Genomic DNA, 12,261 nt, shown 5'->3' with positions numbered 1-12,261 from the left:
ATGGAAAAGCTATTAGAAATAAGATTATTTAAAAAACACCAAAAAGGGTCATTTGTATAGAATCGTTTGAAAGAGCTAATATAATAATATTTTATTTTATCTGATATTCCATTTTAAAATTAGACATATGTGTAGCTATACTATGTAACTTAGAGAATGATTTTAGGTACTATTTATAGTAATATTTGTAGCTAAGTTCATAAAATAAAATAGAATCTATAATGATTTCTCATCTTAGAGTCCATACAGGATTTTCTGTTGTTGATAGTACGGTACGTTTAGGAGATCTTTTTTCTCGTGCAAAAGATAAAAATATTGCTGCAATAGCGCTTACGGATGTTTGTAATTTATTTGCTGCAGTAAAGTTTTATAAGCAAGCTTTAGGTAGTGGAGTTAAACCTATATTTGGTGTTGAGCTAAAAATTGATACTGAACTAGGTATTTCTAACGTGATCCTTTTAGCTGAAAATAACGATGGTTATCAAAACATAGTTGATCTAGTATCAAAAGCTTACCAAGAAGCTGATAGAGTAGGCTCAATACCTCTTATACCAAAAAGTTGGCTAAAAGAGTCTAACTTAGAGAATATAATATGTCTAAACGGTGGTCAACATGGGGAGCTTGGTAATGCAATCTTAGCTAAAGACGATATTAAAGCAGAAGAGATTATCGCTGAAAATATAGCAATATTTGGTCAAGATAATTATGTTATTGAAATTCATAAGTTAGGGTATGAAAACGAAGGTTTGTATAATGAAAAAGCTCTTGAGTTAGCAACCAAACATAATCTAATTGCAGTTGCAACAAACCTTACAGTGTTTATGGAATCAGATGATTATGATATTCATGAAATTAGAGCTTGTATCAACGAAAAAACTACAATTCTTGATGAGTCACGTAAATCAAGGTTTACACGACAACAGTATCTGAAATCAGCAGGTGAAATGTATGATACATTTAATTCCTTGTCAGTTATAGTTGACAATACATTAGCTATTGCAAAACGTTGTAATGTGATATTTGATTTAGGTAAACCTTGCCTACCAACTGTAGATATTCCAGATGGTTTAACTGAGAAAGAATACTTCTCAAAGCTATGCTATCAAGGCTTAGAAAACCGTTTAGAAAAAGTGTTAGCAAATAAGCCGCAAGATAAGCATGATCATATTACAAAAGTTTATAAAGATAGATTACAAAGAGAGATTGATATTATCTGTGATATGGGATTCCCAGGCTACTTCTTGATAGTAGAGGATTTCATCAGATGGTCAAAAGAAAATGATATCCCAGTAGGTCCAGGGCGTGGATCTGGTGCTGGTTCATTAGTGGCATATTCGTTACTTATTACAGATATTGATCCTTTACCGTATGGGCTACTTTTTGAGAGATTCCTTAATCCAGAAAGGGTATCAATGCCAGATTTTGATATTGATTTTTGTATCCAGGGTCGAGACAGGGTTATCAAATATGTAGAGCAGAAATATGGTAAACAAAGTGTTGGTCAGATTATAACTTACGGTACTATGGCGGCTAAAGGTGTAGTGCGAGATGTAGTGCGTGTAATGGGTCAAAGTTTCGGTTTCGGTGATAGGATTGCCAAGCTTATTCCTGAAACTCCAGGGACTACATTTAAAAAGATTCTCCATGAAGGTGAACCTTTATATGATGAGATGCAAGCAGATGAAGATGTTGCGGAAATTGTTGAGAAAGCTCAAAAGTTAGAGGGTCTACCACGTAGTTTAGGTAAGCATGCTGCCGGTATTGTGATATCACCGACTGTAATATCAGATTTTGCTCCAATATATTGTGAGGATAAGGGCGGTGACATTGTAACTCAGTTTGATAAAGGTGATGTTGAAGATGTTGGTCTTGTTAAGTTTGACTTTTTGGGACTAAAAAACTTAACGATTATCAAAAATGCTATTACAAGTATTAATGCTAAACGACCTAGTGATGAAATTCCTTTAAATATCTCAGATATTCCTCTTGAAGATGAGAAGACATTTAAGCTTTTACAAGCAGGTAATACTACTGGGATATTCCAGCTAGAGTCGCAAGGAATGCGTCAGATTGTCAAAGATCTTGGTACCTCTAATTTTGAGGAAATTATTGCCCTAGTGGCACTATATCGTCCAGGTCCTATGGAGAATATACCAACATTTATTGATCGCAAGCATGGTCGCAAAAGAACTACATATTTACATCCATTATTAGAAGAAGTTCTAAGAGAGACTTATGGTATCCCAGTTTACCAAGAGCAGGTAATGCAGATGGCGCAAAAGCTTGCTGGCTATACTCTTGGAGCAGCAGATTTATTACGTCGAGCAATGGGTAAGAAAAAGCCAGAAGAGATGGAGCAACAGCGTAAAATCTTTAAAGAGGGCGCTGCTAAATATCATAATATAGAGGCTGGTCTTGCTGATGAGATATTTGACCAAATGGAAGCCTTTGCCGGTTATGGTTTTAACAAATCTCATGCTGCTGCATATGCTTTAATTGCTTATCAAACTGCTTGGTTAAAGGCACATTATCCTGATGAGTATATGGCTGCTCTTATGTCAGGGGATATGGGTAATACTGATCAGTTAGTTAAGTTTATCCTAGATTGTAAAAATATGGGTATCACAGTTTTATCACCCAATGTGAACAAAAGTGTTTATGACTGTATAGCTGTTGCAAAAGGTACGATTTTACTTGGCTTAGGCGCTATCAAAGGACTTGGTGGTGAGGCTATAAAAAGTATCCTTACAGAGCGTGATGCTAAAGGAGAGTTTAGTTCTATATTTGATCTGACACGTAGAGTTGATTTACGTAAGGTTAACAAAAAAGCTCTTGAAGCACTTTGCTTTGCAGGAGCTATCAAGGATATATCTAGAAATAGAGCTACAGCATTTAACTCTATTGAAAAAGCTATTAAAAATGCTGGTTATGTCAATGAAATGGCAGCAGCTGGGCAAAATGATCTATTTGGTTTTACAGAGCAAGAGAGCGATACTGATACTGAATTAGAAAGAGAATGCATCTCAGAAGAATGGAGTCTAAAAGAGCTACTAATTAATGAGAAGAAAGCTTTAGGAATGTATTTCTCTGGGCATATTATTGATGAAGAAAGTCATTGGCGTAATCATGTTAGCTTTAGTGATCTGCAAAAGATCCAGCAGCCAAATATGGATGGTAATTCTGTGAGAATTATTGCTAGTATGATAACTCCAGCTATCCGCAGAAAAACCAAAACTGGTAGAATTCTGTATATTATCAATATTGATGATGAGTTTGATAGAGCAGATTGTTTGGTTGGCGAAGATGTATTTGCTTTAGTAAAAGATAATATTCAAGTTGATGATATTGTTGTGGTAGAGGGTAAAGTTAGTCGTGATGTACAAAGAGAGTGTAATAAGCTAAGTGTTGATAAGGTTCAACCGATATCACAATATATTGATGAGAACTTTAGTAAAGTTGAGCTAAATCTTAGAAGTAAAAATGTAAACCCTACAAACCTTAAAAAGGTTTTAGATAATCTAAAAACAAATATCGCATCAACTGATAGCCACAAAGAGAATGTTTTAGAAATAACTGTTTCTCTAGATGATGTGGATGGTAAGTTTGATTATTTACAAAAGCCTTTTTCTATTTATAAGTTTGTTAATGATATTAGTAGATTAATAGCTGAGGGTAGTACGGTTAGTTTGAGTGGGGTCTGATATATAAAACAAAAAGGTGAAAAGTCTATGATTGGTATACTTGCAGGTATGGGACCAATGTCAACAGCACCATTTATAGATGCTCTAATGGTTGCGTGGAGAAAAAAGTTTAATGCAATTCATGATATAGATTATCCACATGTTGTTATATATTCATTACCAACCCCTTTTTATTTAGATCGTGAAATAAATCATAAAGAATTAGAAAGCTCAATAGCTCAAGGGTTATGTAAATTAGAAGGTTGGGGAGCTGAGATAATTGCAATGCCATGTAATACTGCTCATAGGTATTTCGAGCAACTTCAAGCAGCAATTGACGTACCATTGCTAAATATGATAGATGCAACCTTAGCTAAACTATCGGATAATCTAGGAAATGTAACTTTATTTGCAACTCAAAGTACTTTCGAGTCAAATGTTTATCAAAATGGATTTGAAAAAGCAGGAGTCCCTTTTATTTTTGAAACTGCTTGGCAAGATGATGTGAATAAGTTAATCTCTGCTATGAAAGTGGGAGATGATAGTTTGGTTAATGTTAAAGCAAACGATCTTATCAAGAAAGTTAAAGAAAAAGGTGTTCAATCTATAATTATAGGTTGTACTGATATAACGACAGTAGTTAATAGTGCTTCTAGTAGAAATGGTATAGTAGCAATAGATTCAGCTGCTTGTTTAGTTGATTCTATAATATCAAAATATTCTATAAATTGAACGTAGTTTGCCAAAATTAAATATCCGATTTTACTTCCGTATATTTAGTTTTTATATATAATTAGGTCTTTAATTTAATTTGTGGGGTTTTTGATGTATAAGCTATTTACGAAAAAAAATTGTTATATAGTAATTTGCGGTATTTTCTTAACGATCATATTGGATGGCTGTGCTGCGCATATGGCTATGCCAATGCAGCTAGAAAATAACTCAACTAAAATGTCGGTGGAGGGACGAGCTTTTTCTGACTTTAGTGGTGAGTTTAATTTTGGTAAATACCATGTTTCTAATATTCACAGAGGGTGGACTAAGAGAAGCGGAGCAACTATATTAGGTTACGGTTCATCTAAAGTAGAACAAAAATATGAGTTTTCAATTGATGAGTCGGGTAGAAATTTATGGGCGGTAGAATGTGTATCTGCTGCAAGCTGGGATCATGCGACACTAGGTGAGTTTTTGGGAGGTAAACTAAGTATAGAATCATCTTCTGATCCACAATTGGTTTGTAAAATAACAGGGAATAATAATGCTGAAGTGGCAGCAATTATTATGTCACAATCTTACGATTCTAATACCTTACAAGGAAATGTAACAGATGGTAAAACAGCTATTGATATTTCAGGAGTAGATAAATTCTCTACAAGCTCTTTGTCAATGGGCCAAGCAACAGGTTATGTATTCTCAATAAATGGCGATCCTATTGGAGCGGTAAAAGTTATAAATAGCGGTAATGTTTGGATTAGTAAATCAGTTAATCAAGAAGACAAATCATTAATATCTACTACGTCAGTAGCTATGCTACTGTATCAAGATCTAAAAAAGAGTTCATCTTAGTATAAGTACTTAAGTTAAATGGTGAATAAGTACTGTTTTTTTTATTCTAAATTTGTCTCAAGATTTAACTAAAAGCTTTGAATATTGACCAGCAAATAATGATTTATTTCCTTTCTCTTTAGAAAACTTATAATAATTTTTAATTCCTAAAATTGGTACAAATACCTCAACATAGAATGTTAGTACTCCAGCAAGTGACATCGCAATTAGAAACATGTTTTGTGATAGACACATTAAAATAAGTGGCGGTAAATAAGTACAAATTAGAACTTTAAGATAGGCATTTTGTCCGAAGGCATCTTTTAGCGCATCAATTACACCTATTGATATACAGCAAAAAGATCCTACCATCGATATTAGCTGAAAAGCACTTAACATATCACTAATAGTATATGACTGAGTGAAAAAGCTGATGCTATTATTAAAAGCTATTAGTTGATTTTTACTGTTATAAATATTTAGCATTCCATGACTACCTTCTGCAGGTATTGTAAAGAATATTGCTAAGATCCACGCTAGATAAATAAAAGCTATTAATGTTGTACTAAAAATAAGTAAAAATACAAATGATTTAAATGAAATATGCTGATTATAAAATTTTACTAAACTTGGAATAATAAAGTGGTAACCAAAAGCATTAAATAATACAAACAGAAATGATAATGCTCCTATTGACTCAATAGGATAACCATCAACATTTATATCGACCTTCTTTGTTGTATAAAAGATCAGAAATATAGCTATGATAATAAGAGATAATTTGGTTATTACAAATATGACATTGCTTTTAATTACAATTCTAGAGTTATATGTTGTAATCCCACCTAGTATGAAGATAAGAGTTACTCCAGATAGTAAATAACTTAAATTACTATTTTGTGAGAAGTATAAACTTATAGATGAACTAATCCCTGATATGTAGGTAGTTAGTGTTAAATATAAGATTAGTAAATAACTGCTAAAAACGCTAATCTTAGCTCCTTTAAAATTTAGGAACTTAGTGGATAAAGAATAGTATGTGTTATGTTTGACAGGCATATTATATGAGATTTTTAATATACATAATCCTGTAAATGTCATTATTAACCATACTAAGCATATTGCTAATAGGCTCCCTACAAATCCTAAGTTAACAGCAGCTATAGGTAGGCCAATAATACCACCACCTATAGTTGAACCAATAATCAAAAATATACCTACAAGCTGTTTCATATTTCATTTATTTGAATAATTATTCTATAATGGTAGTTTAAAAATTACTATATTGGAATATTTTTATGATTAAAACATGATATTTAACCAAGTTATTGTTGGAGGTTCGTTATGTATGAGGATATTTCTTAGATGAATAAAAATTCAAAATAATGGTCTAAAAAATTTTTTATATGTTTGTCATTATTCTATTTATCAAAATGTTAGGAAAGTGATAATATTTTTATAGCTAGATATCTAATTTTGATTTGTTGAAAGATATTTTATTATCTTTGTGTTTGTGGTGGGTTGCTACTCCTTAGGAGAGTTATATGGATTTTGATGTTGTAATTATAGGATTTGGATTAATTGGTAGTAGTATTGCTTATCATCTAAATAAATCATTTTCACAAAAGATAGCAGTAATAGAGCAAGCATCAGACTATATTCCAACTAAATCAAGTATTGGAGGATCAAGAATAGGTGGGCGCTCAATAGGATCTGAATGTCGTGAGTATTATAGTATGTTACCGTTTTCAAATAGTGAGTATAGAGAGTTAGCTAAGCACAATCCTAAGATTCATAAGCCGAACAAATGCATTGTTGTTGGTCAGGATAGTCAATTATTAAAAGAGATTATATCTTCTTCTATAGAACATAATGTTGAGGTTGATATTATTCGGGGTAGGCAGCAGCAAGTTATTGACTGCTATTTCAGACAACTCCAACCATTAGAAAAAGCTATTATTGAGAAAAATAATTCTCAAAATATGTTAGGCATATTAAATCCTAGTGAAATAATAAAAACTTACTATGGTTTGCTTAAAAATGATTTAGAGTTCTTTTGGAATTACAGGCTCATAAGACATAACAAGAATAAAGAGTTTATAGAGATTGAAATAAAAAGCCAAGATGCTATAAAAACTATTAGAACAAAGAAGCTGATTTATGCGACTAATGCTAATTCTGGTATTTTACAACAATATAATTTAACTCTATCTAGACAAAGAATACCAGTCTTTTACTACGAATTGAAAAATTCAAATCTAAATAATACATATATAGAAATAGTAAATAACCATTTTGAAATGTACGCAATGTCAGAGTATATCAATAACAAATGTTATATCAAAGCAGGTTTACATAATTGTCACTTATATGATGATACTAGTTTAACAGATCAAGAATTTGCAGATAAAATTAGCAAAACTTTAACTAAAAAGATTAAAAAGAACTTCCCAAATTTAAATAGTGATTTTAAGCCTGAGTTGTCTATGTGTGAATATGGTTTGACAAAAGATGGGCTACCTTTAGTTGGTAAGGTTGATGATAATATTTGGGTAGCTGTTGGATTTAATGGTCATGGTTGTAAGCATGCTCCTGCTTTTGGGAGTATGGTTTCGGATTATATATTAAATATTGAAAATAAAAGGTGTTATAAAGTTTTTGATCCATTAAGGTTCAATTAAAAAGTTTTACAAAACATTAATTCAAATAGTATTAAAAACATTATGTAGGCATATATTACGCTATAAAATATCTAATTCTTAGTTAGGTTTATGCTAATCTGTAAATTTATGAATTTTAAAAATATTCAATATTTTAAACCTTATTAATTTGCATTTGATATTACATAGGAGTTAGTATGAGTGATATTGCTGTGCCCAAAAAAGTTACTAATACAACTATAACTAAGGTAGCATTAATTTTCACAGTGTGGGTCTTTAGTTTGTTTTGTGGGACTCTTTCCACATTCATTATGCAAGGATCAAACTATTTCCATGCATCATTAACATCAGCTGGAACTTTAGAAAGCTATCAAAACTTTACAGTTATAGGGTTTTCATTTATAGCATTTTCTTTTATTTTGCGACTTGGCTATAGAAAATCAATTATAACAATACTTTCTATAATGGTACTGTTATCAGTGATAACACCAATTATTGACTCATACTGGATAGTTAAGCTTTTCTTAATTGGTACAGGAATTGTTCTAGTTGGTATGAAAGTTTGTATTTATGCATCTGCGGCTATTATTAGTAAGGAAGAAAATGAGCAAGCAGGGTTACTTTCTTTATTAGAAGCTACTTGGATGATTGCGGGTATGGCTGGTATGTGGATAATAGCTTTCTTTATGTCTAGCAGTACTAATCACTGGTTAGATTTTTTGTACTTATATGCAGTCATAGGTATTATAAATATAATTGTTTGGATGTTTGTCAGAATTGATGAGAGTGCATTAGAAAAAGAAAAAGCAGCACCTGTAAAAGAACAGATAAAAGATATTCTTAATATCTGTAAAAGTAAGTTAGTAATCGCTGCAATAGTTATGATTTTTATTGGTAGTGTTTTAGAGATGGGATTTAGTGCTTGGCTACCTGGATTTTATCAAGATGCTTTACATCTATCTCCTGCTCTAAGTTTGAAAATTGCTAGTTTTGGTGGGCTTGCCGCTTTTGCAGGTAGGATAGTTGCTTTTGTATTATTAAAATATATGAAGTGGCATAAGATGCTGCTATGCTACTATGTAGTGGGATTTGTATTTTTAGTTATAGTTTTGTTCTCGATACATGCTTCTGGACATGAAATTACAGATCTTAGCGAAGTGTCTATTATGTCAATAATATTACCAGCATTTGGTTTCTTTTATGCGCCAACAACTCCAGTTCTTAGTTCATCTATATTAAGTAGGACCTCAAAAGAGAAGCAAGCTTTAGTAATGACTGTTGTTACGATAGTCTTTGCATTAGCATCAAGTGCTACAGCAAGAGGTATTGGCTATATGATGGATTCTTTAGGAGGAGTCCAAGGGTTTAAGGTTTCGACAATTATTCCATTGATTATATTAATAATCTTAGTTATTCCGTATTACAAATTTTTACATAAAACAAAGGTTGATTAGAATATGAGTGATTCATTGTACAAGTATGATAAAGCCAGTGGTAAGATTACTACTGATATTTATACATCAGATGAAATTGTAAATTTATTGGGTTCATCTCGACCTGAGAAGAGACTCTTTACGTCAGATGCAGTTAATAATTTAATAGAAGAAGTTAAGTCTAAAGCTAAGGATAAAGAGTTAGCTAGACTATTTGAGAACTGTTTTCCAAATACGCTTGACACAACAGTATACTATGATGAAGACTCATCCTCTCCAGATACATATGTGATTACTGGAGATATCGATGCTATGTGGCTAAGAGATTCTACTGCTCAAGTTACTCCTTATATATCGCTTGTTAATCAAGATAATAAGTTAAAAAAAATGATTGAGGGAGTCATAAATAGACAATCTAAGTATATTTTGATTGACCCTTATGCCAATGCCTTTAATAAGGCAGATGAAGGATCTCCATGGCAGGATGATCTTACAGATATGAAGCCAGAGTTACATGAGAGAAAATGGGAGCTTGACTCTCTTTGTAGTCACGTTAGACTGTCGTATATGTATTATCAAAAAGTAGAAGATAATAGTGTTTTTAATACTAGTTGGCTAGAGTCAGCAAAACTTATATATAGAACTTTTAAGGATCAGCAGCGTAAAGATTCTGAGAAAGATTATTCTTTTCAGAGAGTTACGCCAGTTGCAACAGATACGTTAGCAGATAATGGTTTAGGATATCCTGTTAATCCAGTTGGATTAATAGCATCATCATTTAGACCTTCTGATGATGCAACAATTTTACCATTTTTGATTCCAGCAAACTTTTATGCAGTTAAATCTTTGAAACAGCTAGCTGAAATATCATCTGAAGTGTATGAGGATTTTGACTTTGCAAATCAGTGTAAAGCTTTAGCAGAAGAGGTTGATAGTGCTATATATGAGTATGGTGTTGTAGAGCATAAAAAGTTTGGTAAGATTCTTGCTTATGAAGTTGATGGATATGGTAGTCATATATTGATGGATGATGCAAATGTTCCTAGTTTAATTTCATTACCATATTTAGGGTGTATCGATAAGAATGATGAGTTATATCGAAATACGCGCAAGTTCTTACTATCAGAGAATAATCCATGGTTTTTTGATGGAAAAGACCTAACAGGGATAGGAAGTATTCATACTGGTAGAGGGTATGTTTGGCCAATCGCTATAGTTATTCAAGCTCTAACTTCAAATGATCTATCAGAAATAAAGCAGTGCATTAAATATTTGAAAAGTTCTCATGCAGAAACATATTTTATGCATGAAGGGATCAACAAAGATAATCAATATGACTATACTAGAAAGTGGTTTGCTTGGGCAAATACTCTTTTTGGAGAGCTATTATATAATATTTGGAGTGAGATAGGCTTTTAAAAGCTTAAAATATAATAGCTCTTAAAAACTTTATTATACTCAATATTTAAGTTATACTCTCGGGAATTTTTACTTCTTTTTTAAGATAATCTTGTGACTATTAGAAAAGGTAGTTTATCTTTAGTTTTTGTAATTACTATATTTGCTGCTTTACCACCTTTTGCAATTGATGCATATATGCCAGCCTTCAAAGAAATAGGTAGCTATTTTGGTGTATCTGACCATGATTTAACAAAGTCTATATCTACATATTTTTTAGGTTTTGCTATTGGTATGCTACTTTGGGGAGCTATCACAGATAGATTTGGTAGAAGAAAGCCACTAATAATAGGGATTATCATTTATCTAGCAAGTTCTATTTTATGCTCTATAAGCGTTAATTATAAGATGTTACTTATTATGCGTTTTATCCAGGGCTTAGGAGATTCATCAGGAGCCATTATTTCTATGGCTATTTTAAGAGATTGCTATAAGGGTAATAGACTTACTAAGATGATGTCAACAATAACAATGACTTTCATGATAGCTCCTATTGTAGCGCCTATTATTGGGAGTTTCATTATATATCAAACCAATGATTGGAAGAATATATTCCATTTTTTAACTATATATGGAGTTGTGCTATTAATTCTTTCATTTTTTATTCCTGAAACTATAAATCAAGAAAAAAAGGAAGTATCAATTCTTTCTAACATTAGAACGTATATAAAGCATTTCCAAAATCTTCCTTTTATACTCTTTACAATAGTTATAGGCTTATCATTTGCTGCAATGTTTAGCTTTATAAGCTCATCATCTATATTGATAATAAGCTACTTGAAACTAGGGTATATACAATATTGCTTACTATTTGGTTTGAATATATTAGGTGTTATATTAAGCAGCTATTATGTAAGAAAGAAAGTGAATAAGAATAATCAATATAAAGTAATACTTATATATTTTTTATTAGCTATTTTATTCTTAATAATAAATATTATTCTATCTAATTTATATAATAATATTTATATCTTTATTGTGTTTAATCTATTAGCAACTGGATGTTTTGTATCAACAAATATACTAGTAACATCAATTGCATTAAATACTTTGAATTTTGGATATGGCTCTGGAAATGCAATAGCTAATCTAATTAAGTTTTCTTTTGGAAGCTTAGCAAGCTACTTAATTTCTAGTAATGAGTTAAAAAGCTTACAAATAGATATTTCAATCCAACAATTATTTTTTATAGTTTTATCTTTTATATTATTTTTGTGTGTTACGCATAATATATATTTTTCTACTAATAAAAAAGCATAAATAGATATATGTACTTGTAATACAGTTATCAAATACTTATAAGATTCACATACATTTTCAAAAATCTTTTGGGGCTGTCCTAGATAACTAAGTTATGTTAGGATGGTTTTGATGAGAAAAAGTAGATTAAGTTCATACAAGCAAGACAAATTAATAGAGTTATTTATAGCAGGAAGTACAGCGCTAACTGCATCAGAATTAGTATCAGTAAATAAAACCACAGCC

At 31.5% G+C, this 12,261-nt stretch carries 8 protein-coding genes and 1 pseudogene; 8 read left to right on the top strand and 1 reads right to left on the bottom strand.

The genetic code is table 11. The features are described from left to right. The first annotated feature begins 221 nt into the window (after positions 1-221). The 3 genes from dnaE to F3D62_RS11630 all read left to right on the top strand — a co-directional run bounded on the left by dnaE (position 222) and on the right by F3D62_RS11630 (position 5,246). Positions 222-3,701 (top strand): DNA polymerase III subunit alpha, encoded by a 3,480-nt coding sequence (dnaE, locus tag F3D62_RS11640; RefSeq protein ID WP_150468422.1) that lies wholly within the window; start codon positions 222-224, stop codon positions 3,699-3,701. Between the two features lie 27 nt (positions 3,702-3,728). Next, complete coding sequence (locus F3D62_RS11635; RefSeq protein WP_150468421.1) at positions 3,729-4,412, top strand: aspartate/glutamate racemase family protein; 684 nt, start codon at positions 3,729-3,731, stop codon at positions 4,410-4,412. A gap of 93 nt (positions 4,413-4,505) precedes the next feature. Continuing rightward, positions 4,506-5,246, top strand: a complete 741-nt coding sequence (locus F3D62_RS11630; protein ID WP_150468420.1) for a hypothetical protein — start codon at positions 4,506-4,508, stop codon at positions 5,244-5,246. Positions 5,247-5,303: 57 nt separating this feature from the next. Here F3D62_RS11630 and F3D62_RS11625 read toward each other — a convergent pair whose 3' ends face one another. Further along, entirely contained in the window at positions 5,304-6,458 is a 1,155-nt protein-coding gene (locus F3D62_RS11625) for an aromatic amino acid transport family protein (protein ID WP_150468419.1), read from the bottom strand. Positions 6,459-6,769: 311 nt separating this feature from the next. Between F3D62_RS11625 and F3D62_RS11620 the strand changes: the two genes are divergently transcribed. The 5 genes and pseudogenes from F3D62_RS11620 to F3D62_RS11600 all read left to right on the top strand — a co-directional run. Next, positions 6,770-7,906 (top strand): NAD(P)/FAD-dependent oxidoreductase, encoded by a 1,137-nt coding sequence (locus tag F3D62_RS11620; protein WP_150468418.1) that lies wholly within the window; start codon positions 6,770-6,772, stop codon positions 7,904-7,906. A 176-nt stretch (positions 7,907-8,082) separates the two neighbouring features. After that, positions 8,083-9,339 (top strand): MFS transporter, encoded by a 1,257-nt coding sequence (locus F3D62_RS11615; protein WP_150468417.1) that lies wholly within the window; start codon positions 8,083-8,085, stop codon positions 9,337-9,339. A gap of 3 nt (positions 9,340-9,342) precedes the next feature. Then, positions 9,343-10,737 carry a glycoside hydrolase family 125 protein gene (locus F3D62_RS11610; protein ID WP_150468416.1) on the top strand — a complete coding sequence of 465 codons (1,395 nt, stop codon included), beginning with the start codon at positions 9,343-9,345 and terminating at the stop codon, positions 10,735-10,737. 93 nt (positions 10,738-10,830) lie between these two features. Further along, on the top strand, positions 10,831-12,036 hold the full coding sequence (locus F3D62_RS11605; protein WP_150468415.1) for a multidrug effflux MFS transporter: 1,206 nt from the start codon (positions 10,831-10,833) through the stop codon (positions 12,034-12,036). 111 nt (positions 12,037-12,147) lie between these two features. After that, positions 12,148-12,261, top strand: a pseudogene (locus F3D62_RS11600) (IS1595 family transposase); the annotation flags it as partial.

This window comes from Francisella sp. SYW-9, from assembly GCF_008711465.1.
In the GTDB taxonomy this organism is placed as follows: domain Bacteria; phylum Pseudomonadota; class Gammaproteobacteria; order Francisellales; family Francisellaceae; genus Francisella.
Note: the sequence above shows the minus strand (reverse complement) of the source record. Positions and strands in the feature narration are given on the sequence as shown.